General features: G+C 51.4%; 30 protein-coding genes. 15 read left to right on the plus strand and 15 right to left on the minus strand.

Annotation, left to right across the window (positions count from 1 at the left end; translation table 11 throughout):
• Positions 1-4: 4 nt before the first annotated feature.
• Complete coding sequence (locus tag ACJJIZ_RS01460) at positions 5-709, minus strand: YggS family pyridoxal phosphate-dependent enzyme (protein ID WP_444914993.1); 705 nt, start codon at positions 707-709, stop codon at positions 5-7.
• A gap of 69 nt (positions 710-778) precedes the next feature.
• On the opposite strand from ACJJIZ_RS01460, the gene ACJJIZ_RS01465 reads away from it, so the two are divergent.
• The 4 genes from ACJJIZ_RS01465 (at position 779) to ACJJIZ_RS01480 (ending at position 4,631) form a co-directional block, all read left to right on the plus strand.
• On the plus strand, positions 779-1,813 hold the full coding sequence (locus ACJJIZ_RS01465; RefSeq protein ID WP_108731395.1) for a type IV pilus twitching motility protein PilT: 1,035 nt from the start codon (positions 779-781) through the stop codon (positions 1,811-1,813).
• Positions 1,814-1,873: 60 nt separating this feature from the next.
• Complete coding sequence (locus ACJJIZ_RS01470; RefSeq protein WP_108731394.1) at positions 1,874-3,025, plus strand: PilT/PilU family type 4a pilus ATPase; 1,152 nt, start codon at positions 1,874-1,876, stop codon at positions 3,023-3,025.
• A gap of 236 nt (positions 3,026-3,261) precedes the next feature.
• Entirely contained in the window at positions 3,262-4,011 is a 750-nt protein-coding gene (locus ACJJIZ_RS01475; protein ID WP_444914994.1) for an SDR family oxidoreductase, read from the plus strand.
• Between the two features lie 11 nt (positions 4,012-4,022).
• Positions 4,023-4,631: a LysE family translocator gene (locus tag ACJJIZ_RS01480; RefSeq protein ID WP_413664051.1), complete on the plus strand. Its 609-nt coding sequence runs from the start codon at positions 4,023-4,025 to the stop codon at positions 4,629-4,631.
• A 3-nt stretch (positions 4,632-4,634) separates the two neighbouring features.
• Here the strand turns inward: ACJJIZ_RS01480 and ACJJIZ_RS01485 are convergent, their stop codons facing one another.
• Positions 4,635-5,381 carry a LytR/AlgR family response regulator transcription factor gene (locus tag ACJJIZ_RS01485; RefSeq protein WP_413664050.1) on the minus strand — a complete coding sequence of 249 codons (747 nt, stop codon included), beginning with the start codon at positions 5,379-5,381 and terminating at the stop codon, positions 4,635-4,637.
• Entirely contained in the window at positions 5,378-6,535 is a 1,158-nt protein-coding gene (locus ACJJIZ_RS01490; protein WP_444914995.1) for a sensor histidine kinase, read from the minus strand. The genes ACJJIZ_RS01485 and ACJJIZ_RS01490 overlap by 4 nt, the downstream gene beginning before the upstream one ends.
• Before the next feature lie 89 nt (positions 6,536-6,624).
• Between ACJJIZ_RS01490 and argH the strand changes: the two genes are divergently transcribed.
• A complete protein-coding gene (gene argH, locus ACJJIZ_RS01495) occupies positions 6,625-8,049 on the plus strand; it encodes an argininosuccinate lyase (protein WP_444914996.1) in 1,425 nt (474 codons plus the stop codon).
• 7 nt (positions 8,050-8,056) lie between these two features.
• Here the strand turns inward: argH and cyaY are convergent, their stop codons facing one another.
• Positions 8,057-8,383: an iron donor protein CyaY gene (cyaY, locus tag ACJJIZ_RS01500; protein WP_282930329.1), complete on the minus strand. Its 327-nt coding sequence runs from the start codon at positions 8,381-8,383 to the stop codon at positions 8,057-8,059.
• 107 nt (positions 8,384-8,490) lie between these two features.
• Here cyaY and lptM point away from each other — a divergent pair, with 107 nt between their 5' ends.
• The 4 genes from lptM to ACJJIZ_RS01520 all read left to right on the plus strand — a co-directional run bounded on the left by lptM (position 8,491) and on the right by ACJJIZ_RS01520 (position 11,891).
• Positions 8,491-8,841 (plus strand): LPS translocon maturation chaperone LptM, encoded by a 351-nt coding sequence (gene lptM, locus ACJJIZ_RS01505; protein ID WP_282930330.1) that lies wholly within the window; start codon positions 8,491-8,493, stop codon positions 8,839-8,841.
• Between the two features lie 11 nt (positions 8,842-8,852).
• Positions 8,853-10,106 (plus strand): diaminopimelate decarboxylase, encoded by a 1,254-nt coding sequence (gene lysA, locus ACJJIZ_RS01510; RefSeq protein ID WP_444911921.1) that lies wholly within the window; start codon positions 8,853-8,855, stop codon positions 10,104-10,106.
• Between the two features lie 93 nt (positions 10,107-10,199).
• A complete protein-coding gene (dapF, locus tag ACJJIZ_RS01515; protein WP_444914997.1) occupies positions 10,200-11,030 on the plus strand; it encodes a diaminopimelate epimerase in 831 nt (276 codons plus the stop codon).
• A gap of 123 nt (positions 11,031-11,153) precedes the next feature.
• On the plus strand, positions 11,154-11,891 hold the full coding sequence (locus ACJJIZ_RS01520; protein ID WP_444895478.1) for a DUF484 family protein: 738 nt from the start codon (positions 11,154-11,156) through the stop codon (positions 11,889-11,891).
• A 74-nt stretch (positions 11,892-11,965) separates the two neighbouring features.
• On the opposite strand, the gene ACJJIZ_RS01525 is transcribed toward ACJJIZ_RS01520, so the two are convergent.
• From ACJJIZ_RS01525 to ACJJIZ_RS01545, 5 genes are all read right to left on the minus strand, one after another.
• Positions 11,966-12,190: a hypothetical protein gene (locus ACJJIZ_RS01525; protein ID WP_108731384.1), complete on the minus strand. Its 225-nt coding sequence runs from the start codon at positions 12,188-12,190 to the stop codon at positions 11,966-11,968.
• Positions 12,191-12,573: 383 nt separating this feature from the next.
• Positions 12,574-12,912: a P-II family nitrogen regulator gene (locus ACJJIZ_RS01530; RefSeq protein ID WP_108731383.1), complete on the minus strand. Its 339-nt coding sequence runs from the start codon at positions 12,910-12,912 to the stop codon at positions 12,574-12,576.
• A gap of 87 nt (positions 12,913-12,999) precedes the next feature.
• Positions 13,000-14,259, minus strand: a complete 1,260-nt coding sequence (gene amtB, locus ACJJIZ_RS01535; RefSeq protein WP_444914998.1) for an ammonium transporter AmtB — start codon at positions 14,257-14,259, stop codon at positions 13,000-13,002.
• 54 nt (positions 14,260-14,313) lie between these two features.
• Positions 14,314-14,652: a P-II family nitrogen regulator gene (locus ACJJIZ_RS01540; protein WP_282930336.1), complete on the minus strand. Its 339-nt coding sequence runs from the start codon at positions 14,650-14,652 to the stop codon at positions 14,314-14,316.
• Between the two features lie 52 nt (positions 14,653-14,704).
• Entirely contained in the window at positions 14,705-15,418 is a 714-nt protein-coding gene (locus ACJJIZ_RS01545) for a TorF family putative porin (protein ID WP_444914999.1), read from the minus strand.
• A 437-nt stretch (positions 15,419-15,855) separates the two neighbouring features.
• On the opposite strand from ACJJIZ_RS01545, the gene ACJJIZ_RS01550 reads away from it, so the two are divergent.
• From ACJJIZ_RS01550 to ACJJIZ_RS01575, 6 genes are all read left to right on the plus strand, one after another.
• Positions 15,856-16,098: an accessory factor UbiK family protein gene (locus tag ACJJIZ_RS01550; protein ID WP_444915000.1), complete on the plus strand. Its 243-nt coding sequence runs from the start codon at positions 15,856-15,858 to the stop codon at positions 16,096-16,098.
• A 29-nt stretch (positions 16,099-16,127) separates the two neighbouring features.
• The gene (locus ACJJIZ_RS01555; protein WP_444915001.1) at positions 16,128-17,624 is read left to right on the plus strand and encodes a YifB family Mg chelatase-like AAA ATPase; all 1,497 of its coding nucleotides are present in this window, start codon (positions 16,128-16,130) and stop codon (positions 17,622-17,624) included.
• Positions 17,625-17,777: 153 nt separating this feature from the next.
• Positions 17,778-20,195: a Kelch repeat-containing protein gene (locus ACJJIZ_RS01560; RefSeq protein WP_444915002.1), complete on the plus strand. Its 2,418-nt coding sequence runs from the start codon at positions 17,778-17,780 to the stop codon at positions 20,193-20,195.
• 182 nt (positions 20,196-20,377) lie between these two features.
• Positions 20,378-20,665: a putative quinol monooxygenase gene (locus tag ACJJIZ_RS01565; RefSeq protein WP_444915003.1), complete on the plus strand. Its 288-nt coding sequence runs from the start codon at positions 20,378-20,380 to the stop codon at positions 20,663-20,665.
• Between the two features lie 7 nt (positions 20,666-20,672).
• The gene (locus ACJJIZ_RS01570) at positions 20,673-21,116 is read left to right on the plus strand and encodes a MarR family winged helix-turn-helix transcriptional regulator (RefSeq protein ID WP_444915004.1); all 444 of its coding nucleotides are present in this window, start codon (positions 20,673-20,675) and stop codon (positions 21,114-21,116) included.
• Positions 21,113-21,310: a putative antibiotic biosynthesis monooxygenase gene (locus tag ACJJIZ_RS01575; RefSeq protein WP_444915005.1), complete on the plus strand. Its 198-nt coding sequence runs from the start codon at positions 21,113-21,115 to the stop codon at positions 21,308-21,310. The genes ACJJIZ_RS01570 and ACJJIZ_RS01575 overlap by 4 nt, the downstream gene beginning before the upstream one ends.
• A gap of 32 nt (positions 21,311-21,342) precedes the next feature.
• Here ACJJIZ_RS01575 and bla read toward each other — a convergent pair whose 3' ends face one another.
• From bla to ACJJIZ_RS01605, 6 genes are all read right to left on the minus strand, one after another.
• Positions 21,343-22,215 (minus strand): subclass B3 metallo-beta-lactamase, encoded by an 873-nt coding sequence (bla, locus tag ACJJIZ_RS01580; RefSeq protein ID WP_444915006.1) that lies wholly within the window; start codon positions 22,213-22,215, stop codon positions 21,343-21,345.
• A gap of 9 nt (positions 22,216-22,224) precedes the next feature.
• Entirely contained in the window at positions 22,225-23,175 is a 951-nt protein-coding gene (locus ACJJIZ_RS01585) for an alpha/beta hydrolase family protein (RefSeq protein ID WP_444915007.1), read from the minus strand.
• 145 nt (positions 23,176-23,320) lie between these two features.
• A complete protein-coding gene (locus tag ACJJIZ_RS01590; protein WP_444906662.1) occupies positions 23,321-23,878 on the minus strand; it encodes a GNAT family N-acetyltransferase in 558 nt (185 codons plus the stop codon).
• Positions 23,879-23,890: 12 nt separating this feature from the next.
• Positions 23,891-24,394, minus strand: coding sequence for a GNAT family N-acetyltransferase (locus tag ACJJIZ_RS01595; protein ID WP_444906663.1), 504 nt, complete (start codon positions 24,392-24,394; stop codon positions 23,891-23,893).
• Between the two features lie 17 nt (positions 24,395-24,411).
• A complete protein-coding gene (locus tag ACJJIZ_RS01600) occupies positions 24,412-24,864 on the minus strand; it encodes a YaiI/YqxD family protein (protein ID WP_152450565.1) in 453 nt (150 codons plus the stop codon).
• Positions 24,865-24,866: 2 nt separating this feature from the next.
• Positions 24,867-25,085 carry a DUF3565 domain-containing protein gene (locus ACJJIZ_RS01605; protein WP_252084134.1) on the minus strand — a complete coding sequence of 73 codons (219 nt, stop codon included), beginning with the start codon at positions 25,083-25,085 and terminating at the stop codon, positions 24,867-24,869.
• Positions 25,086-25,214 lie beyond the last annotated feature (129 nt).

The raw sequence follows: 25,214 nt of genomic DNA on the forward strand, positions 1-25,214 counted from the left end.
TCTGTCATGCAGAATAGTTTCGTGCCCCAAAAATATCTGTGCCGATACGCACAATAGTGGCACCGCAGGCAATAGCAGCCTCCATATCTTTAGACATCCCCATGGATAGAGTATCCAGAGCCTGCTCGGGAAATTCTTCGCGAAGACTTTGCAACAGCCCCGCCAACTGAATAAACGGTTTTTCCTGCTCAAATACATTGTCACGAGCAGCGGGGATCGCCATCAAACCGCGCAGGCATAGTCCCGGCAATGTCATCACTTCACGCGCCAGAGCCACCAAATCCTGTGGAGCTATGCCAGACTTGCTCTGCTCGCCATCGATATTCACCTGCAAGCAGATATTGAGTGGTGCCATATTACTGGGACGCTGTGCCGACAGACGTTGGGCAATTTTTAAGCGATCCACCGTGTGCATCCATTGGAATCGCTCTGCCACAGCGCGGCTTTTGTTCGATTGAAGCGGCCCAATAAAATGCCAGTGAATATCCAGGTCGGACAGGGCATCCTGTTTTTGCAGGGCTTCCTGTAAATAATTTTCGCCAAAGTGATGCTGGCCAGCTGCAAAAGCAATCCGCAGGTCTTCCGCCGGTCGTGTTTTGGAAACCGCCAACAGGGTAATTTCTGCAGGGTTGCGATCGCAGTTGTTGCAGCATGTCACAATCCGCTCACCTACTGCATTCAGGTTTTCGACGATTGTCTCTTTGCGCATATACTGATGCCCTTACCGATTTGAGCGGCGATTTTACCTGAGCCCAAACAAGAACCATAAGGTAGCAGTATGGATATCACTGAACTCCTCGCCTTTAGCGCCAAGCAAAACGCCTCGGACTTACACCTCTCGGCGGGCCTGCCGCCGATGATCCGTGTCGACGGCGACGTGCGCCGTATCAACCTGCCCTCAATGGAGCACAAGCAGGTACATGGCCTGATCTACGAGATCATGAACGATAAGCAGCGCAAGGATTACGAAGAACTACTGGAAACAGACTTCTCTTTTGAAGTCCCCGGTGTCGCCCGCTTTCGTGTAAACGCCTTTAACCACAACCGGGGTGCCGGCGCCGTATTCCGGACCATTCCCTCCAAAGTTCTCACTATGGAAGACCTGGGAATGGGTCAGGTATTCAAGCAGATTTCGGATACTCCCCGTGGCTTGGTGCTGGTGACCGGGCCCACGGGTTCCGGTAAGTCCACCACCCTGGCGGCGATGATGGACTACATCAACGACAATAAATACGAGCATATCCTCACCATCGAGGACCCGATCGAATTTGTGCACGAATCCAAGAAGTGCCTGGTGAACCAGCGTGAGGTACACCGGGATACCCACGGCTTTGCCGAGGCACTGCGCTCTGCACTGCGTGAAGACCCGGATATTATTCTCGTGGGTGAGATGCGGGACCTGGAGACCATTCGCCTGGCGCTGACTGCGGCAGAGACCGGTCACCTGGTATTCGGTACCCTGCACACCACTTCCGCCGCCAAAACCATTGACCGTGTGGTGGATGTATTCCCCGCGCAGGAGAAAGCCATGGTGCGTTCAATGCTGTCGGAATCCCTACAGGCCGTTATCTCCCAGACGCTAATGAAGAAAAACGGTGGTGGCCGGGTCGCTGCCCACGAAATTATGCGTGGTACCCCAGCCATCCGTAACCTGATCCGCGAAGACAAAATCGCGCAGATGTACTCGGCCATCCAGACCGGAGCCAGCGTCGGCATGCAGACCATGGACCAATGTCTGGAAGACCTGGTGGCACGCCGCATCATTAGCCGCGAAGTGGCTCGCGAAAAAGCCAAGATGCCGGAGAACTTCTAAACGGCCAAAACCCGCCCCCAATCTGGGGAAGCAAAGTCGAGATAAAACGCGGTAAACACCATGGATATTGAAAGACTTCTACAACTGGTTGTAGAGAAGGGCGCTTCGGATTTATTTATCACGGCGGGCGTCCCGCCCTCCATCAAACTGCACGGCCGAGTTGTGCCCTGTAGCAGCACCGCGCTCACGCCAGAGAAAGCGCGCGAGCTGGTGGTGGGAACCATGAACGAGAAACAGCGGCGCGAGTTCGCCGAGCAAAAGGAATTGAACTTCGCGATTGCAGTGCGCAACGTGGGGCGTTTCCGGGTATCGGCCTTCTTCCAGCGCAATCTGGTGGGTATGGTGCTGCGTCGCATCGAAACCAAAATCCCCACTATCGATGGACTCGGACTACCCGACGTACTCAAAGACCTGGCCATGACCAAACGCGGGCTGATCATTTTTGTGGGCGCCACCGGTACCGGTAAGTCCACATCCCTCGCCTCCATGATCGGCCACCGCAATGAGAACACCAAGGGCCATATCATCACCATTGAGGACCCGATCGAATTTATCCACCAGCATCGCGGCTGTATTGTGACCCAGCGCGAAGTGGGCCTGGATACCGAGTCTTTCGATGTAGCCCTGAAAAACACTCTGCGTCAGGCACCAGATGTTATTCTGATCGGTGAGGTACGCTCCCGCGAAACCATGGACCACGCCATCGCTTTCGCCGAGACCGGCCATTTGTGTCTGTGTACCCTCCACGCCAACAATGCTAACCAGGCCCTCGATCGGATCATTCACTTCTTCCCGGCAGACCGCCACAAACAGTTGTTTATGGACCTGTCCCTCAACCTGAAGGCGATGGTGGCCCAGCAGCTGGTACCAACCCCCGATGGCGATGGCCGCCGTGCCTGCCTTGAGATCATGATCAATACCCCACTGATGTCGGACCTGATCCGCAAAGGCGAAGTGGATAAGATCAAGGAGTTGATGAAGCGCTCTGGTGAGCAGGGAATGCAGACCTTCGACCAGGCACTCTACGAGCTCTACGATGGGGGAGAAATTACCTATGAGGATGCCCTCTCCCACGCCGACTCCGCCAACGATTTGCGCCTGATGATTAAGCTCAAATCCGAATCCGATGCCGAGTACTTAAATAGTGCCGCTGGCGAGTTGAGTCTACAAAATGATTCAGAGTACGGAGACGGTGGTCCTCAGCTCTACTAGCCCCCGATCCAGCCAGATCAAAACCGTTTACAGACATATCAAAGGTCCCCAGCCTGTAAACGGTTTTCACCCGGTATAATCCGCTGCGGATATTTCCGCAATGCAAAAGCTGATCCCGCCCGATATTGAATGATATCGCAGGCTCTTTTTTGCAGCATTTTTATTGGAAGAAAATAGCCTTTCAATAAGTCTCTATTTTCCTGCGCAATATCCCGTTTAAAGAGTGACCAATCAATATGAATAAAAAAGTTGCCTTGATCACTGGCGGCAACCGGGGCATTGGTGCCGCGACAGCCAAATTACTTGCCCACAGGGGGTACCAGATTGCCATTAGCTACCGGCAGCGCAAGCAGCAAGCGGAAGAACTGATCGTCGAACTTCGATCTTTTGGTGTTTTAGCAATAGCCGTTCGCGCCGATATATCCTCAGAGAAAGATATTGTTCAGCTATTCAATATGGTCGACGAGCAACTAGGCCCAATTAACTGCCTGGTTAACAACGCGGCAATCATTAAACCGCAAATGCGCATCGAAACGATGGACGCTGAGCGCATCAATGAAATCCTGCGTAACAACATCACCGGCACCCTGCTCTGCTCCCGGGAAGCAATCAAAAGAATGTCTATCAAAAATGGGGGCACTGGAGGAACCATCGTGAATATTTCCTCTGCTGCCAGCCGTTCGGGATCACCTAACGAGTACATCGACTATGCAGCGAGTAAGGGCGCTGTCGATACGCTGACCATCGGGCTCAGCCAGGAAGTTGCCGATGAAGGGATTCGCGTAAATGGTGTTAGGCCTGGCTTTATTTATACAGAAATGCACGCTGATGGTGACGAAGCAGACAGAATTGAGCGAGTAAAGTCTGCGATTCCACTCAAGCGTGGGGGGCGAGCAGAGGAAGTGGCTAAAGCTGTGGCTTGGCTACTCGGTGATGAATCCACCTTTACTACCGGTTCATTTATTGACGTTGCAGGCGGGAAGTAGGACCAAAAAATATGTTAGAAGCACTCTTTTCACTAATTGCAGCAACCGCTCTATTGCTCGGCTCCCCTGGTCCAGCACCACTTGCCCTGGCCGCATCGGGAGCGACATTTGGAGTGAGAAAAAGCGGCGGTTTCCTTATCGGCATCCTGCTTGGCCTGAGTGTCGCCATTGTCGGGGCAACCGCCGGCATCGCCGCACTACTGGCAGCCTGGCCAGAAGCGCGCTTGGCGGTTCAGCTTTGCGGTGCCTTATATATTGGCTATATCGCGATCAAAATTGCCACGGCCCCGGTACTGGAGCAGGGCGAATCGTCGACGGCTCAGCCTCCGTCGCTGCTGGATGGGTTTATTTTTAACTTATTGAATCCCAAGGCCTATGCTGCTTTTCTCGCCATATTCTCCCAATTCTTACTACCGATTGAAGAGAGTGGCCTGAGCTATTTAGCCACAGGCTTGGTCTGTTTACTGGTAGCCGCTGCGGTGGATTTTATCTGGTTGTGCTTAGGAGGAAGCCTGAGGCCGGTTTTTCATAAACCCAGGCAGGCGCGAATAATCAGGGTATGTTTTGCGGTATTAATGGTGGCAGCCGTACTCGCTGTTTTTATCCGCGGAAGCATTTAAGCTCTAACACATCTCTGCGATCAATCCTTTTACCGAAGGCAGCATGCGCCGGCTCACCAGCGGCGCTGCTGTTACGCCATCCAGCTCTACCCGGTAATTTGTACCTTCCCTGCGCAACCCAACAATATATTGCACAGCCACCAGTGCGCTGCGGTGAATACGCACGAAACGCTGTCCAAACTCACTCTCAAGCTCTTTTAGAGACTCATCCAGAATGGTCTCTCCAGCGGAGTGATGGGCTACAACATACTTGCTGTCCGCAACCAAACAGCGGATAGAATCTACATCCAGCAACTCCACCCCCAGGCGACTTATCGCCTTAATACGGCTGCGGCCACTGGGCTCCTCCAGATCCTGCTTGGTTAACAACTGCTGCTGCGGCTTACTCAGACGCTGCGCTTTGGAAACCGCCTCGCGCAGCTGTTCGACATTCACAGGTTTTAATAGATACCCAACCGCTGAGGTGGCAAAAGCGGGCAAAGCAAACTCATCGTGGGCGGTGCAGAAAATTATTGCCGGTGGACACGCGAAGCTGGATAACTGCTGAGCCAATTCCAGGCCGCTACCACCGGGCATTTCAATATCCAGTAGCACAAGGTCCGGGTCGAGTTCGCGGATCTGTGATAGTCCGACTTCAATATCTGCCGCTTCTCCCACAGCAATACAATTATCGATCCTCTCCAACTGCCGGTGCAGACGGGCACGAGCTAAAGGCTCGTCATCAACAATTAGTACGCGCAATTGGGTCACTCCATCACCTCGATAGTCTTCTTGGAATTTGTGGTGGACTCTATTTCCCGCCGGTCCACTTCCCGGGGAGATAAGGGTAGCTGTAGTATGACCCGGTACCGGCCCTCCTCCCGACGGGCGGTAAATTTGAAGCGATCGCCGTAGTATGCAGTGAGACGCTGGCGAATATTCTCTGTCGCCATGCCATTACCTGTCTTCGCAGGAACTGTACTGTCCTGTGGCAATGGGTTTTCAATAACAACTTTGAACATGCCCCCCTCTTGCGAGAGTTGTACACTGATCTCTCCGCCTACCCGCAACTGTGCCACACCGTGCAACACCGCATTCTCCAATAGGGGTTGTAGCAACATACTGGGCAGCTGAACCTTATCCAGGCCCTCGTCTAGCTGCCAACTCTGGCGCAAACGCTCCCCCAGACGCAGGGCTTCAATCTCTAGATAGCGCTGGGCTAGAGTGACCTCTTGCGCCAAAGGCACCAGCTTTGGATCGGAAAGGCTTGCACGAAACAACGCACATAAATCCTCTACCAACCGCTCCGCGCGATCAGGATCAACAGCGATCAAACTAGCCAGGCTGTTCATACTGTTAAAAAGGAAGTGGGGGCGAATCCGCGATTGAAGTGCCTCGATTCGGGCGCCGAGCTCCGCCTGCTGCTGGTTGTAGAGTTGCTGTTGAAGATAGGCGTAGCGCAATACCACCCCCGCACAAATAGCCCCAAGCAGGCAGTCGCCCGCAAACCCCCAGCTGTCAAAGCTGGTCTGTAACAGCACCGCGCGCAGGGAGCGCTGCACTGCCATCACCAATATGAGCACCGACAGCACTGCAATAAAACTCAAGCCACCAGCGAGTTTGTGGGGCATTTTCGCCAGGCTCGGCCGAAGCCGGCAAAGTAGCGCGGCCGAGGGCAATATCACCCATTGGATCACCAGAGAGATCAGCCCCAGGCGCTGCCAACTGAATTCCGGTAAACCATCCAGGGCCAGGACCAGCACCAATGCCAGCAATTCCCCCATCAACACCAGTACCGCCAGAGAGGTGACACTGCAGAGGTCTGGCAGAAACGGAAGCTGCCCAGATTGCGCAGAATCCTTATTTCCTGTGCGATATTTTCGAATTTTCTGCGTTATAATGCCCGACGGCCAGGGGAATGACATGCAGTTGTTATTCTTGATTGTCCCAAAGTTCCAAGCGCAAGATATCACCAAGCTCCCCAGCCTTTCATCTCACTGCAGCCAGGAAAACCATGAGTAACGAAAAATCCCCCTCCGAGTCCGCCAACAATCCTGCCGCCAAACTCTGGGGCGGCCGCTTTAGTGAAGCCACCGATGCCTTTGTCGAGCGATTTACCGCCTCGGTGACTTTTGACCAGCGCATGGCCATGGAAGACATCCAAGGATCACTTGCCCACGCGCAGATGTTGTCAGAAGTGGGGGTATTAAGTGCTGATGAATATCACAAGATAGCCGACGGCCTGAAGGGCATCGCCGAAGAGATAAAAGCGGGAGAATTTCCCTGGTCTGTGCAGCTCGAAGATGTCCATATGAATATCGAAGCGCGCCTGACCCAACGCATTGGTGCCACTGGCAAGAAACTGCATACCGGCCGCTCGCGCAACGATCAGGTGGCAACCGACATCCGCCTGTGGCTGCGTGGGCGCATCGATCTAATTGCTGCCGAACTGACCCGCCTGCAAAATGGCTTGGTCGATATAGCGGAGCGCGAAGCCGATACCATTATGCCCGGCTTTACTCACTTACAGAGCGCGCAACCGGTGACCTTTGGCCACCACTTACTGGCCTGGAATGCCATGCTGAGCCGGGATTTCGCGCGCCTCATGGATTGCCGCAAACGGGTTAACCGCTCACCGCTGGGGGCCGCAGCACTGGCCGGCACCAGCTATCCGATCAATCGCGCACGCACAGCGGAGCTGCTGGGCTTCGATGCCCCCACAGAAAACTCCCTCGACTCAGTCAGCGACCGGGATTTCGCTATCGAGTTCTGTGCTTTCGCCGCGCTGCTGCTCACCCACCTGTCTCGGGCCAGTGAAGAGCTGGTGCTGTGGACTTCCAGCCAGTTCGACTTTATTGATCTGCCCGATCGCTTCTGCACCGGCTCCTCAATTATGCCACAGAAGAAAAATCCCGATGTTCCGGAGCTGGTGCGCGGAAAAACCGGCCGGGTTAACGGCCACCTGATTGCGCTGCTGACACTGATGAAAAGCCAACCGCTGGCCTACAACAAGGACAACCAGGAAGATAAAGAACCGCTATTCGATGCCGCCGATACCGCACTGGATTGCCTGCGCGTGTTTGCCGATATGGCGCCGGCACTGAAGGCAAAAAAAGAAAATATGCTGGAAGCTGCGGCCAAGGGCTTCTCCACCGCAACGGATCTGGCCGATTACCTGGTACGCAAAGGAGTGGCCTTCCGCGATGCTCACGAGATTGTCGGGCAGTCCGTATCCTTTGCTATTGAACAGGATAAAGACTTATCCGAACTCAGCCTGACCCAACTACAACAGTTCTCAACAGAAATTGACGAAGATGTATTTGAGGTGCTGACTTTAGAGGGCTCGGTTGCGGCTCGCGATCATATTGGCGGTACCGCACCAAACCAAGTGCGCGCGGCCTGTAAACGCGCACGGGAAGAGATTTCGCAGCGCACTTAAGCGCTGTTTAAGCGGATAATCCGAGGGAAACCTGTTCGCCTTGCTGCTCGCTCAATACGCGGTCGAGCAAAGTCGGCAGGTCCTCACCGGTCGTGGTGCACTTCCAACCGGGATTTTCAAAAGAAAGATGGTAGCCACCGGATTTGGCGGCGACCCACAACTCCCGGTTGGCGGACTGGCGCGAGAGAATTACCTGGCTGCCATTGTCTTCCAGGGTCAGGGTCAGCACCGCATCACTGCGTTCGTAGTCGATATCCCAATCGCAGTGATCGAGTGCATCCTCAATACCGATTAGAGTCTGCTCCACAGCCGCATCATATTCCGCTTGGCTCATCTTTGGTTACTTCTGTTACCGTGTAATGTGTTGAATCAGGTGGGCCGCTATACTATCAGGCTTTTGCCGGTTGCCGCTGCGAATCTCCGACTCTCAGGATGTTATCGATGCTCAAAAAACGACTCTCTCTATTAACAATCACCATCGGTGCCACCGCACTGTTACTGGGCTGTGGCCAAAAAGGTCCTCTCTATCTTCCACAGGACCCCGCCATGCCCGCCTCCAATATTCCAGGTGGCCCGCCGGAGACAGTACCCACCAGTGGTGCAGCACAACCCGGCGAGCCCGGCTCTGCAGCAGAGCAAGCGGTGGAAACTGTTGATGAAATTGAATCTGAAGACGGCTATGGGCCCGACTTTGATATCGATGACACCATTGAGACCGGCCCGACTATCGAAGTCGACGACGAATCGGGCACAGCGGATGACTCCAATGTCGAGGAAGATTTAGAAGAGTAAGAACCGGTCATATGAGAGAGTTTAGTTATCGCGACGGTAGCCTGTGGGCTGAGCAGGTTTCACTGGAACAAATAGCTGAGAATTTCGGCACCCCCACTTATGTGTACAGCCGCGCACACTTTGAACGGCAATATCGGGATTACGCCGAGGCCCTCGGCAATCGTCCCGGCCTAATCTGCTACGCAGTGAAAGCCAACAGTAACCTGGGCATTCTGTCACTGCTGGCACAGCTGGGGGCGGGCTTTGATATTGTTTCCGGCGGGGAACTTGAGCGAGTGCTGCTCGCCGGCGGCGACCCATCGCGAATCGTATTTTCCGGAGTGGGTAAAACCTCAGAGGAAATGCGGCGCGCTCTGGAGGTTGGGGTGCACTGCTTCAATATTGAATCAGAAGCGGAAATTGATCGCCTTGAGCGCGTGGCCGCAGAGTGTGGCAAGACCGCCCCAATTTCCATCAGGGTCAATCCCGATGTGGATGCCCAAACCCACCCCTATATTTCCACCGGTCTCAAAGAAAATAAGTTTGGCATCGCCATAGACAAGGCGATCGAGGTTTATCAGCACGCGGCGGATTCCGAGCATCTGAAAATTACCGGTGTGGACTGCCATATCGGTTCCCAGCTCACCGAAGTCGCCCCCTTCCTGGATGCACTCGATCGCCTGCTGGTTCTTATCGATCAGCTCGCCGAGCTGGGAATTACCCTGGAACACCTGGATCTGGGCGGAGGCCTCGGTGTGCGCTATCGGGGTGAGGAACCACCCCCTGTCGGGGATTACCTGGCGGAGGTCCACAAGCGTATCGGCGAACGCAATTTATCCCTGATTCTCGAACCCGGCCGCTCCATTGCCGCCAACGGCGGCGCCCTGCTGACCCGGGTCGAATACCTGAAGCGTACCGAAGAACACAACTTTGCTATCGTCGACGCCGCCATGAATGACAACCTGCGTCCAGCCCTTTACCAAGCGTGGCAGGATATTGTGCCAGTGACACCGGACGAGAGTGAAAGTACCCTGTGGGATATTGTCGGTCCGGTATGCGAAACGGGCGACTTCCTGGGTAAAAATCGCTCCCAATCTCTACGAGAGGGGCAGCTGTTAGCCATGTTGTCGACCGGTGCCTACGGTTTCACCATGAGTTCCAATTACAACAGCCGCTGTCGCGCTGCTGAAGTACTTGTGGATGGCGACAAAACTTACCTGGTGCGTGAGCGGGAGACTTTTGCCGACTTGGTTCGCGGTGAGACCACTGTCCCCAAAAAAGCCTGATCAGCTACTTGCATCGCAGTGGGGTCCATTTTTCAGCCCGGGCCCCAAACCGCAGCTAACGCCGCGGAAAATCAGTACGAACAGAGAAATGGAATGCGCGTTAAATTCAGCAAGATGCATGGGCTCGGCAACGATTTCGTGATGCTCGACGGCGTCAGCCAAAAAATTAAACTGACCCCGGAAAAAACTCGTCGCCTGGCAGACCGCTGCCTCGGCGTGGGCTGCGACCAGGTACTGCTGGTGGAGCCGCCCCGCACACCCGAGGCGGATTTTCGCTATCGAATATTTAACGCCGATGGCAGCGAAGTGGAAAATTGCGGCAATGGCGCCCGCTGCTTTGCCCGCTTTGTACGTGAACGCCGCCTTACCGGTAAGAAAAATATCCAGGTAGAAACTGCCGCCGGTTTACTACACCTGAGAGTACTGGACGGGGATCAGGTTAGTGTCGATATGGGAGCACCGGTCCTCGAGCCCCAAAAAGTACCTTTTTCCGCCGATCGCCGTGCAGAGTCCTATCCCCTGGAAGTGGACGGGGAGACCTTCACCATTGGTGCTGTATCCATGGGCAACCCCCACGCGGTTCTGCTGGTGGAAGATATCGCTTCCGCACCGGTAGAAAGACTCGGGCCCCTAATTGAACGCCACCCGCGGTTCCCACAAAAGGTCAACGCTGGCTTTCTGCAAGTGGATACACGCACCGAAGCCCAGCTCAGGGTATTTGAGCGCGGGGTTGGCGAAACTCGTGCCTGTGGCACAGGCGCCTGTGCTGCCATGGTATACGCACGCCTGCGAGACCTGGTGGATGACAAAGTCCAAATTCAGCTCCCCGGCGGCATACTGACAATTCACTGGAGCGGACCCGGCCAGCCAGTTACTATGATCGGGCCCGCAACCACGGTTTTTCACGGGCAGATTATTCTCTAAACAATTGTCCGGGTATTTGGCAGTAAACCCGCCACAAGCGGGTACGGGATAACTCAGAGAGCAGAACGCTTCATCACATCAGTTGTCCGATGCCCCATCCCCGTGCCAGAAAAAGCAAACACAATGGAACACACAGACGCCAATCAGCCCCCAGAAGAGATTGCCGGCGACACTCACAAGGAAACCCAGCGTGACGATAAACTGCTGGCACGGCAGGTAGCTCGCTACCTGATTCAAAATCCAGAGTTCTTTGAAGAGCGCATGGAACTGCTGGAAACCATCAAGTTGCCGCGGGAAAATGGCAAGACCGTGTCGCTGATGACCCACCAAACGAATTTGCTGCGAGAGCGCAATATCGAAATGCGCCAGCGCCTCGACCAGCTCTTGCACAACGCCCGGGACAACGACCAGTTATTTTTCAATAGCCGCCGACTTATCCTGGCACTGCTGGAAGCTGAAAATATCGGTGAAGTCACAGAAGCTCTCTATGCCAGTTTCGCCGCTGACTTCAATGTTGAGTTCACCAGCCTGACTCTATTCGAGCCATTATCTGCTCCCCGCCAAAGCCTAGGACAAGTTCAGACCAGCACATTTTCCGATGCCGAGACGGCAATTGGCGGAATAATTCGTAACGGCCGCCCCATCTGTGGTGTTTTGCGCCAGCGGGAAAAAGAATTCCTATTTGCGGAAAAAGCGCAATATATCGCTTCAGCTGCCGTAGTTCCTTTGGGCAATCAACTTGGCACCCTAGCGGTAGGCTCTGCTGATCCCCAGTACTACCGGTCTAGCCTGGGTACTTTATTCCTATCCTATATCGGCGAAGTCCTGGAGCGCCTGCTACCGAAACTGCTCAATCGGTAAAAGCTCTGAGAGGCTGAGAGGGGTTTGGCCAACTGTCACTCCTCCTGCTGGAGGAGCAACAGCGACCAGAGAGATTAGATAGGGCGGCTGCCATATTTTGGCTGCGGTTTGCGCGGGGGGTCGGCGGTAACTTCTGGATCAACTTCACTAATCGCGCCGCCACCGGCGAGAAACTCCTCTACATCGGAACTTAACTGGCTTCTGGCGCGCTGGCGAGAGGTGATACTGCGCTCTTCTGCAAATTCCTCGGAGTCCTTGCTGCGAGAGTTCTTACCCTGATCTTCATAACCATCTTTCATAGCTAAAACCCTGTAACCTTTACTCCTGTTACAGAGGGAGTACCTCTGTGCCGCCCCTTTCCCGCGGCATCTACAAAACTGACAACCACTTTTCAGTGGCGATCCCCTACCGCGTCAATAGCGGCGATTAATTTATAGGCAGTTCCCCACCCCCGTGCCAGTAACACAAGGAGGAGGCTGTAGAGTTTTTTGTTGGGAAATGAAATGGGAATATTTCAGTTAGTTATGCAGATTTTTGCGCCTGCCCCCGTAGCAGGTATTTCAAGCAAAATAGATAACAAAGATCGAAGGCGAGATAGCGGGACTTATCAGAAGTGCGTATAAAGCCCCTTGCGGGGCTTATGATACTCAATCGCTACGTTATGAAAGAGTTATCAAACAGGTTACACAGCTTCGCTACCGGTTTCACCGGTACGGATACGAATGACTTCTTCGAGAGCCGTGATAAAGATTTTGCCGTCACCGATTTTGCCGGTTTGCGCCGCCTTGGTGATTGCCTCAACAGCGGAGTCCACCATCTCATCATCAACAGCGAGTTCCAATTTTACTTTCGGTAGGAAGTCCACCACATATTCGGCGCCACGATAAAGTTCTGTATGGCCTTTTTGACGCCCAAAACCTTTTACCTCGGTGACGGTCATTCCCTGCACGCCCACTTCAGACAGGGCAGTGCGTACATCATCCAATTTGAAGGGCTTTACTACAGCCGTAATCAATTTCATCTTGAGTATTTCCCCTGATTCGTCCTCGTCGAGAGAACCTTACCCAGGCCACTGCCCCGCCTATGGGGCAGCACCGACACTGTTAACTTACTTGTTCATAAATTCCGGGTAAGCTTCCATTCCGCATTCGGTCAAGTCAACACCCTCTTGCTCCTCATCTTCGCTCACACGGATACCAGTGACGAGCTTGAGCAGGTACCACACTGCAAATGAACTGACGAATACCCAGCCAAAGATGGTCAGTGCACCAATCAATTGCCCGCTGAAACTGGAATCATTGTTAGTCACAGGTACCAATAGCAAACCGAGCAAGCCGACAACGCCGTGTACGGAGATAGCGCCCACCGGATCATCGATTTTCAACTTATCCAGGGTGATGATAGAGAAGACCACCAACACACCAGCGATCATACCGAAGAGGGTTGCCTGCAATGCACTCGGGGTCGATGGCTCCGCAGTAATTGCTACCAGACCGGCCAGGGCGCCATTGAGCAACATGGTCAGATCCGCTTTACCGAACAGGATACGGGCGGTGATCAGTGCAGCAATAGCACCACCGGCAGCAGCGGTATTGGTATTCACAAAGACCATGGCGACGGAGTGCGCACTGGCAGCATCGCCCAGCTTCAGTACGGAGCCGCCATTGAAGCCAAACCAGCCCATCCACAGGATAAAGGTACCCAGGGTTGCCAACGGCAAGTTAGCACCGGGAATGGCATACACTTGGCCGTTGGGGCCGTATTTGCCTTTGCGCGCGCCCAGTAGCAGGACACCAGCAAGCGCAGCCGCTGCACCCGCCATATGCACGATGCCGGAACCGGCAAAATCAGAGAAACCGAGATCACCCAGGTTGTACAGGCCGAAGACCTCTTTGCCGCCCCAGGTCCAGGCACCTTCCAGCGGGTAGATAAAGCCAGTCAAAACTACTGCAAAGGCCAGAAAGCTCCACAGCTTCATACGCTCGGCAACCGCACCGGAAACAATGGACATGGCGGTAGCGACAAAGACTACCTGGAAGAAAAAGTCTGAAGCCCCGGAATAAACGGAGTCACCTTCGAAACCATTTTCAGCTGAATCGCTGAGGACACCTTCCAGACTAAATGCCTCAATACCAGACAGAGCCCAGCCACCATCGTACATAATGGCGTAGCCAGTCAGCAGATACATAATGCAGGCAATCGCAAACAAGGCCACATTCTTGGTGAGAATTTCTGTGGTGTTTTTGGAGCGCACCAAGCCGGCTTCCAGCATGGAAAAGCCGGCGGCCATCCACATCACCAAGGCGCCGCACATCAGAAAGTAAAAAGTATCAATTGCATACTGCAATTGAAAAATTTGGTTCTCCATATTCCTCTCCGTTCAAATCTGGATATTTATTAAAATTATGTTTTCGGTTTTTAATTAAATTGCTGCATTACCGGTTTCTCCGGTACGTATGCGCACGACCTGCTCAAGCTCTGCGACAAATATTTTTCCGTCACCGATCTTGCCACTCTGCGCGCTGGAACCAATTGCTTCGATAACCGCATCCAGTTGCGAATCTGCCACCGCTATTTGCAGCATGGTTTTCGGAAGAAAATCCACCACATACTCTGCGCCGCGATACAACTCCGTATGCCCTTTTTGGCGACCAAAGCCCTTCACTTCAGTGACCGTTACACCATTAACCCCCGACTCCCGCAGGGCATCTCTCACAGCATCCAGCTTGAAGGGTTTAATGATTGCAGTGATTAATTTCATGGTATTCCCCTAAAGAAAAACGAGCCCTCGCATTAACGAAGGCCCTTTTGTATTACCAGGTATAAGCCGCGCCGGCGAGCAATGTAGGTTCGCACCAGTCGGTCTCGTAGCACTCTTTATCGCTGACATCGGTGCCCACGAAAGAAGCGCTCAGGCTCAAGCCGCCAAATTCTTTACTGAGGGAAACGGAGTAATCGATATAGGAATCAGATCCATCGAGAAAACCTTCTTCTTCAAAAAGGTTTAATCCCAGATGTAGATCGAGAGAAAGGTCTGAGGGAAGAGCGAAACTATATTCCGCATAAGGGTAATAAAACTCACCGGTATCCGCCCAATAATCATTGGAATAGGCAAACCCCAACGTTAAATCTGAAAAACTCAGGCTGCCGTATATTTCCTGATAATCTTCATCGGCATTTCCGCCGTGATAGGCGTAATAGATGTAGCCAACATCAAAGCTGACACTGTCATTGATATCTCCGCTATAACCGCCGTAAAAATCCTGTTCATAATCGGTTTCATCGGAGCCGTAATCAAAATCCACTTGGGATGCCCAGGTGCCAATATAAATGCCGTTTCCAAAATCAACATCGACACCACCCTGTACTGCGGGGCCTCCATCAGTCTGGCTAATTCCACGGAATCTATAGTCAGAAACAAGACCGGCATTGGCACTGATGCTGGGGCCACCCTCGGCGGCCATCGATAAATTTGCAGCGCCCAGTGCGAGAGCGGCACCGGTGACAAGAGTGGCAACTTTATACATTTTATTTTCCACTGTGATCCTCCAAGAATTTTTAAGCTGTTATTTCGAGTGCTTTTATGGCGCCGCCTGCAATCAGTCCTTCACTGTCGGGTGTGACAGAGGGTCGCTTGCGTCTCGTGAACTGCTACTTTCCCAGACTCCCAATGATCGTTAATGGGACACCTGCACAGATTGTTTGCAGACTTGATGCCAACACCGCAAGCGCAAATAAAATCAATGAGTTAGAGGAAATTAAGTTAGTGAAATCAGTACGAATAGAGGCGAATTGGCAATGAGATGCACCAACATAGGCCCCTCCACCAGGCCGTGCACTGAAGTGGGGAGCAAAGGTTTTTAGTGCACTCAGAACGGTGCGCAGGTAGTCTGCTTTTTCCCCAAAATGCACTGGGTTACAATCCAGTACTATTCATATTCACCCGATTAGCGAGGAATTGCCTGTGGCAGCCGATAAACTGCAACAGCTGCTGAAAGAGCTACAACAACAAGGCGCCGTGGTAACCAGCGACTTGCGTAGTGCTCTTGAGGTTTCACTGGACAAATTGCCGCTGGTCTCCCAACGGGAGTTCGATACCCAAGTGGAGATACTGCGTCGCACCCGCGAAAAACTGGCACGCCTCGAAGATAAAGTCGAAATGCTGGAGCAAGCATTAGCGCAGAGAGACAGCGCCGCCGAGGACTAAGACACAGGAGTCACTTCAAGGATGAAATCGTGAGCCTCTCAGTTACCTACTCCCGAGCCCAGCTCGGGGTCTCCGCCCCCTTGGTAACGGTGGAAACCCATCTGGCAAACGGCTTGCCCGCTTTCCATATTGTCGGCCTGCCCGAAGCTGCCGTCCGCGAGAGCCGCGACCGGGTGCGCAGCGCCCTGATCAACAGTCATTTCGAATTCCCCCAACGCCGTATCACCGTCAACCTGGCCCCCGCCGACCTCCCCAAGGAGGGCGGCCGCTACGATTTGGCGATTGCCATTGGTATCCTCAGCGCCTCGGGACAGGTTCCCACCGAAATTCTGGAACGCTATGAATTTATTGGCGAGCTAGCACTCACCGGTGCCTTGCGGGAAGTAAGTGGTAGCTTACCGGCAGCGGTAGCCAGCACCAATGAAGACCGTAAACTCGTTGTGCCTACCGAGAACGGTGCGGAAGCCGCGCTGGCAACCGGCGAAGTCAGCATTGCCAACTCCCTGCTGCAAGTTTGCGCCGAACTTCATGGGCGTGAATCTATGCCCAAAGCTGTTGCAGAGCCTATTACCGAAGAGCACCTGTGCGCGGACTTAGCCGATGTGCGCGGTCAACTAAAGGCCCGCCGCGCTCTCGAGGTGGCAGCAGCCGGCGGCCACAATCTGCTTTTTTACGGCCCTCCCGGCACCGGCAAAACCATGTTGGCCAGCCGCCTGCCGGGCATATTGCCCCCGCTGACAACCGAAGAGTCACTAGAAGTAGCGAGCGTTTACTCCAGCGCAGGCCTACCCCACCAGAGCCTGCGCCCTTTCAGGGCCCCGCACCATAGCGCCTCACCAACGGCGCTGGTGGGTGGTGGCAGCACCCCAAGGCCCGGTGAGATATCCCTCGCGCACCGGGGAGTCCTATTCCTCGATGAAATGCCCGAATTTCCCAGGCACGCTCTGGAGATACTGCGGGAACCCCTGGAGAATGGTGAAGTGCGTATCTCCCGCGCGCGAGCCCAAGTCACCTATCCCGCTCACTTTCAACTGGTCGGGGCTATGAACCCCTGCCCCTGTGGCTATTTAGGCGAGCCTCGCTGTCGCTGTACCCCAGACCAGATAGATCGATATCGCAACAAGCTCTCGGGCCCGCTATTAGATCGTATCGACATGCAGGTAGAGGTGGGCGCTATGAATGCAGTCCAACTGCAGGATTCAGCTCCCGGAGAAACTTCCGATACCGTGAGAGAGAGAGTTTGTGCCGCACGCCAGCAACAAATACAGCGGCAAGGTAAGACAAATAACCTGTTAAAAGGCGCAGAGCTGGAAAAGCACTGTGCCTTGGGGGAAAAGGAAAAGCACCTCTTACGCCAGTCAGTAGAAAAGCTGGGGCTATCCGCGCGTAGTTACCATCGGGTCCTTAAAGTAGCTCGAACCCTGGCAGACCTCACTAATTTTGAACATATAAGTACTACTCAAATTGCTGAGGCACTAGCCTATAGAAATCTCGACCGAAGAAATGTAATTGCTTTATCAAACTAGTCAAAAACCTGAGTTATAAAGTAGATAGTTATTAACCCTTTCCAATCCCTATCAATATTTAGGATTAAAATCAGTATCTAAATACTGTTATTATTTTCTATATAAAATTAGCTCTAATTAATACGTAAGTACGTACTCATAAAGGACGAGTCGATGATAAAAATAAAAATTAACCCCATTTTATCATTATTTATCACTATATTTATTAGTATTTTTTTAACTGGCTGTGGTGGTGGTGGTGGTGAGAAGTCTGACTCATCGTTGAGCCAACAAAATTTGACATTCGCCTACACTGGTTCAATTGATTTATATCTTGGCGACAGTTTACAAAATACTGCAACTGGGCAAGGCTCAGGCTTAATCGCTTATAGTTCTAATAATCCAGAAATAGTCACTGTTGATTCAGAAGGCTTAATCACTGCTATAGCCGCAGGCTCAGCTACCATAACGGCAAATATAGATCAGGACAATCAATACTTTTCCGCTTCATCTAGCTATCAAGTTAACTCTGAAATAAAAACAATCAGTATGACTGCGTGGGTAGGCAAATCTGATACTAAAATTCAGTTTTCTGAGTCAGATGACAATATCTTATTTTATCGTAGCGCTGAGAATGAGTGTAATCTAGAAAGCTATAATACTTGTAAAAATGGGCAGTTAAGTACTATCAACGGTCAAATAGTTACCGATACAGCTGCCACTCTCTCCCAGCCAGCTTTCTACAATCTTGTTTCTGATACTTCAAAAGCCTCTGTCACAGTAACTACATCAGAATTTTCTGGGAGAGAGGGACACCAGGTAATAGCTTTTAAAGAAAAACTTTGGCTCATCGGTGGTTATGATGGTTTGGAGTACCAAAATGATATCTGGTCCAGTAGTGATGGAATTATTTGGGAACTACAAACCAAAAATGCACCTTTTCCTCTAGCCTGGTCCCCTAAAGCCGCCGTATACAATAATAAATTATGGGTTGTTCTAAGTCCTATTAGTAACCCTGAAAATAATGAAATTTGGTCATCAGATGACGGCATTACCTGGGAACTGGTTACGGATAATCCCAATTTTCCGAGTCGCATTACACAGAGGTTTATTACTCACGATGATAAATTATGGATCATTGGTGGTGCGTATAGAGATTCAACAGGGGACAATTTTCACAATGATGTATGGTCGTCTACTGATGGAGTCACATGGACTCTTGTTACAGAAGACCCCTCATTCTTAATCGGATGGGCAGCAGAAACCATTAGTTTCAACAATAAACTATGGATGATCGGCGCCCTGGGATTTGATTTCACAAAGAGTGAAATTTGGTCATCAGAGGATGGAGAACATTGGAAACAGGTATCAGAAGAGACCCCATTTATGGCGAGAGAAGACCACCAACTAGTATCCCATGACAATAAGCTTTGGGTAATTGGTGGCAGTGAAGGTGGCAGCCCAAATAATATAAACGATATTTGGTCATCAACAGACGGAGTTAGATGGCAGCAAGAAACCGAAAGTACTCCTTTTTCATCCCGTGAAAACCATCAAGCTATTAGTTTTACCGGAAAAATATGGTTAATTGGCGGTCGGTCAGGTGGTATGTTTAGTGGGTTAAGAAATGACATCTGGTCATCTATAGATGGTGTGAATTGGCAACAACACACAAAAACTGATGAGATACCACCAAGAACACAACATCAAGCTATTTATTATAAAAATAAATATTGGATTATTGGTGGTTCTGGAAGTTCAAAGAATGATATCTGGTCATCTAGTAACGGGGCAGATTGGACACTAGCGACAGACAGTCCAAATTTCCCTTTCAGTTATCGACATCAAGTCGCGATCCACAATGAAAAAATATGGTTAGTTGGAGGTAATGACGGAGCATGTTGCGAGCAATCTCACGGATTAAAGAATGACGTTTGGTCATCTATTGATGGAATAGATTGGAAGTTAGAGTCAGAGACTCCTGGATTCTCAGCCCGATTCGGCCATCAACTCATAAGTTACGATGAGCGGCTATGGCTTATTGGAGGTACCGAAGATTATGGCGATACAGGAAAAAAAGATATCTGGTCATCAATAGATGGTATTAACTGGACACTTGTCACAGATAACCCTCCATTTATATCTCGCCACTTTCATCAGGCACTCAGTTTCAATAATAAAATTTGGGTTTTTGGAGGAAAAGGGGACTTAGGTTCAGATGATGTCATGTGGTCATCTACCGATGGTATCAATTGGTCAAAAGAAACGCTTAACCCAATCTTTAATACTCGTTACGATCACCAATTTGTAGCCTTTAAGAATAAGCTATGGCTAATTGGGGGATGGGACACAGAAATGGCGGAATATACCAATGATATATGGTCTTCTATGGATGGGGTTAACTGGACTCTGGAAACCTCTTCCGCCCCCTTCTCAGCCAGAGGCTCTCACGAAATAGTGAGCAATGGTGACCATCTATTACTTATTGGGGGTCAGGGTGAGGGAATAAATAATGACATATGGAAATCAGAAGACGGTATCCAGTGGCGTAAGCTTTACAAGCGCCAAGTTTATTTTGCCACTCCAAGGTAGCTCATTACTAGTTTCGTGCAATCTTCATTTCTGTGGCTCCTAGTTGAGCCACTGCTATCTCTACAATGTTAAGTAAACCGACTGTTCTCCTCCACTCCTTACATTAAACTGACCCACAAGTAGTTTGACAATCCACCCCATTTGATTATCATGATAACTAAATTCCATAGAGAGCGACGTTTATGGCTATAAATTTATTCATTATTGCCAAGATTTCTCCCAAGACAGAGTTCTTTGACCAAGCCAAGCAGGCCATCCTGTCCATAGTGGCTAATACATTGGAGGAAGAGGGCTGCCTGAAGTTTGCAGTACACGAGGACGGGGAAAACTTGTTTTTATACGAGGAGTGGCGCAGTCAGGAAGATCTCGATAAGCATTACACTATGCCCTACATCACCCCGATTTTCGAAGCCTATCAAGAGTGGCTAAAAGAGCCTGTGGAGATCAATAAGCTGGAGAGGTTAGCTTAAAACCCTTATGTTTTTTCTCAAAGAACTTCCCTCACAACAGATGGTTGAGGGATATTCCAAACGATTTTCTGTAAAAGATCCTGCTGCCGTTCAGGGCGCCCTCACCATGATGCGGGATGCGAGCCTCCTATTGCGGGAGCTGGAGGGGTATTTTTCTGAACACGGAACCTCCCAGCTGCGCTTCCTGGTAATGATCGTTATCGACCGGGAGCCTCAAAGAGACAGTTTGCTAGCTTCAGAAATCGCAGAGCGCATCGATGTTTCTCGGCCAGTAATGACACGAACCCTGAAAAGTATGGTGGAAGATGAGCTCATCGTTATGGGAGCAGACTCCAGCGATGGTAGGGCAAAATGTGTAGCACTTGCCAAGAGTGGAAAACAATTTTTACAGAAAATCTTACCCGGGTATTTTAAGACAATTTCTAAATTTATGGAGGAGTTGAACAAATGAAGAAAGCGATACTACACGCCCTGTGCATCTGGGCATTGGTTTACCCTATTGTTACTCTATTACTTCTAGGGATGCAAGCACTGGAATTGCAAATTGCAATTGGTTTAAAAGCGCTAATAATGACCGCTATTCTGGTCCCACTAATGTATTTCTATCTTGTACCAAAGGTGCATCAATTTTTGGCTCGGCATTAATTCTGACAGGCCATGTTTTATATCACCAATATCTAATCAACTGAATCTCTCTCAGTCTCTAGCTTTTTATTTAATTTTGCTTCCGCTTTCTCTGCATATTGATGACAGTTCACTGATTTTTTCTGTATAGCTATGTTTTTAAACTCCCAGCCGCTGGCAGGTGCATGAGGGGTAAGTAGTAAATCACAAGGTAAATCCCGCACACGGGCAAAGCTTGTGCGGAAGTCCTCGACGATATTTGGATAACGGCGGTTATCAATCAGTTGATAACCGGGCGCTGTAAGGCTATCCACATAAGCTATATCTTTAGTTTTACCATCAACTTTGTCTTCCCAGGTCCAGGCCATACTGCCTGGTGTATGGCCTGGGATAAAATGTACGCGTAGACGCAAATCCCCTAGAACCACTTGCTCGCCATCGTGCAGGATTCGATCCGCCTTTATTGGCGGATATAAAAGTTCGTCGGCAAAGTGAATATCATTGGCACCACCGCGAGCCATTAACACCGCTGACTCGGCATTAGTTACCACCTGTGCACCAGTTACGCGTTTTAGCTCCGCTAAGGAACCTATGTGGTCTGCATGGGCCTGGCTGTGCAAGATTAATTTGAGATCCGAGGGGGCGACTCCCAACCTGCGCATATTCTCCAATAAATGCTCGGCCGTCTGCTCCATGCCACCGTCAATTAGAATTGATCCCTCTTTGCCTTTTAATAACAGTGAGGTAATTCCCTCGGTACCTATTTGCCATGTGTTACCTGCAATCTTTAGAGGCGCTACTGGCTGACGCCAGGATTCTGGTACCTTGTAGGTTTCCAGTTGTGGTAAGACAGCAAAGTTTTCCGCTACCGAAAAACTGGAATAAGCTGCCATTACTATTGCGGCTAACTTGATTCTTTTATTCATTGATCAGTCTCAACTTTTACCGGCACCAGGGATACACCCGGGAGCTCCATTTAGTGCAGTCTTTTTGATCCATCCAGCAATTCTTTCAAAGACTTCTCCCCGGTGATTTACGCCATCCTTATCCGTCATATAGTGATCGTAACCGGGGTACTCCCAATAAGTCAGCTCACAACGTCCGGCTGATGCGTAGGCATCTCGTGCTGCTCGGCCGGAACTGACCGGGGCAGATTTATCTTCTGTGCCCTGGATCAATAATACGGGGGCATGGCTGTTCAATAAATCGTTGACCGGTACCCGATCGACGACATCGGCCCACCAACGCATAGAGTTTCCACCCCAGACTTCCGCGCTTTCTGGGTTAGCTCGGGCATAGGCGAGTTTGGCATCTACCTCTTTAGCTACGTGGGGCGGAACCAAGCTCTTTAGCACTTGAGCAAAGGATTCCCCCAATCCACTTGAAAAGACCACTGCCGCATCGGGATTTAGCCTCGGCGCCAGTCGTGCAACAAGATCACCACCTTCGGAACCGCCGAACAAGACCAGCTTGCCATTCCACCAATCAGCCCCGCGCAGTTCGTCGACAATCTGCTCTACATCTACCGCACGCTGCTCAACGGTATGGTTAGCTACATACTCTTTTGAACAATCTTTAAATTGCTCTTCCGGGCTGTCAGAGTGAGTTACACCATATTTTTCTACCACTAAAACAACATATCCTGCCGCTAACTCTTTAGCCTGCTGGATAGTAGTATTTTTAACAGCAGGTAGGCAGCCAGATCCCTGGGCTATCAGGAACAAGCCATATTTCCCTTTAGCCGATGGTTGCTCTAAAGACCAGTAAAGCGTTGATCCATCAGGGCGTTTACTGACTTTAAGTAGAGGTTCGGCGGACACGCCGATATGCAAAGTCGCTAGCAGAAAACCAGTTGCCGTTATAAAGGCCGATTTAAGAAAACCCATAGCGAGAACTCCCTGCCCTCACCTGAAATTAATGGTGGGGCTATATTTGCTTGGTTATTGTTGAAGAGGGGGTGGACCTCATATTCATCCCCTCTCCGAACCCAAGAAAAAGTAATGGTTCCCGAGCTAACTGAAGCTAATCACATCAAGATTTTTTCCAATCATCAGCACTTAAGCGATAAAGGCAGTGCCGCTGTAGATGGCTTTCGCTGGGGACCAGTGGATGTTCAAAGACGAGAGAATCCCGCCGCATACCCAGTCGCTCCATCACCCTCTGGGAACGAAGGTTTTGTAGTGCAGTAAAGGAAACGACTTCGCTGAGATTCAGGGTATTAAAAGCTACATCCAAAGATGCTTGTGCAGCTTCACTGGCATAGCCTTTTCCCCAATGGGGAAAGGCCAAGCGCCAGCCAATCTCTACCGCTGGAGTGAAGGGCAAATCTTCGGTCACATTTTTCATACCGACAAATCCGAGAAACTCGTTGGTGTCTCTCAGCTCCAAGGCCCAAAAGCCCCAGCCGTACTTCTCAATATGCGCAATACTGCGATCCACACCGGCATCACTCTGCTGTCGCGTCAGCAATGAGGGGAAAAACTCCATCACCCTTGGGTCGGCATTCATTTCCGCGAATACAGGCTTATCTTCCGCTCGCCACTGGCGCAGCTGTAAGCGTTCGGTCGTGGGTTGTATTAATTCAGGCATGAAATATTCGCGCTATTCAATATTTTGTTTCTGCTGAAAATCTACAGACGGTGCGACCATAAAATCGCACTGATCCAGCCATTTTCGCTGCCCTGGATAAGCCGCTTCCTCAAAACCCAATTTCTGGTAGAGAGTCCGTGCCGCTAGATTAGTACGCAGGACAAATAAAGAGCACTCGATTGCATCCAGGGCTCTGGCTCCTGTTTGTGCAAGCTGTACTACCAGCGCACGCCCTAATCCGGCTCCGCGATGATTGGGAGAGACAATTAGGCGACTTAGGTGGCAACGACCCAGGTGTTGGTAATACTGCCCAAAAGCCAGCACATCACCGCTGCTGTCCTGAAGTGCGTAGCTGGGCAACTCCGGCCAACGACAATCCTCCAAGAAGGACCTCCCCTCGAACGGAAACCTGAAATCAGGACCACCCCACTGTTGGCACTGCTCCCTATCAGGTAGCCAAGACATCAATGTTGGGAATTGCCACTCTTCCATTGGCTTCAGTCTCAAATTATCCACGGCAATTCTCCTTAAAGTTACTTGCGACTCTTTGCCAGCCATCGATCTAACTGATCGGCAAAAGCTTTGCGGTCCGCCTGGCTAAGGGCCGGTGGTCCGCCGGTATGCACGCCGCTGGAGCGCAGGGTATCCATAAAGTCCCGCATATTAAGACGCGCGCGGATATTGGCCTTCGTATAGCGCTCCCCACGGGGATTAAGGGCTTCAGCACCCTTGTCGATCACCTCTGCTGCCAGTGGGATATCGCTTGTAATAATCAGGTCCCCCGCCTCACAGCGCTGCACTATCTCGTTATCCGCCACATCAAAACCGGCTGTCACTTGCACGGAGCGAATATAGCGCGACGGCGGCACCCGCACCGCTTGGTTGGCCACCAAAGTCAGTTCTGTGGCTGTGCGCTCAGCGGCGCGAAACAGGATTTCCTTGATGGCGACCGGGCAGGCGTCGGCATCGACCCAGAGTTTTGTCATGGCTATACAACCTTTTCGAGCGTATCGGGCGGTGCACCCTCATCGCATTTCTTGCAATTGAGCTGGAATCCCAGCATGGACTCGCGCCCTTGTTCAGTAATCACCCAGGGCCGGTTGGTCCAGGGAGGATTGTGGCGTACATGTTGGAAGTGGCCACAGGCGAGCTCCGCCACCCAGTGATTCTCTTCATCCAGGTGGTAGCCGGCGATGGGTTGTTGCATGGGGTTACACAAGCAGGGAATAAGGCGCAGTTATAGCCAATCCCAAGGGCAAAGTATACGTGTGGCCGGTGGTTCGCACTGGTACTGGGATGATTCGAGCCAAGACTGCTAGAATCTCCCGCTTTTCCG

The organism is Microbulbifer maximicatervae (SeqCode), assembly GCF_052467225.1.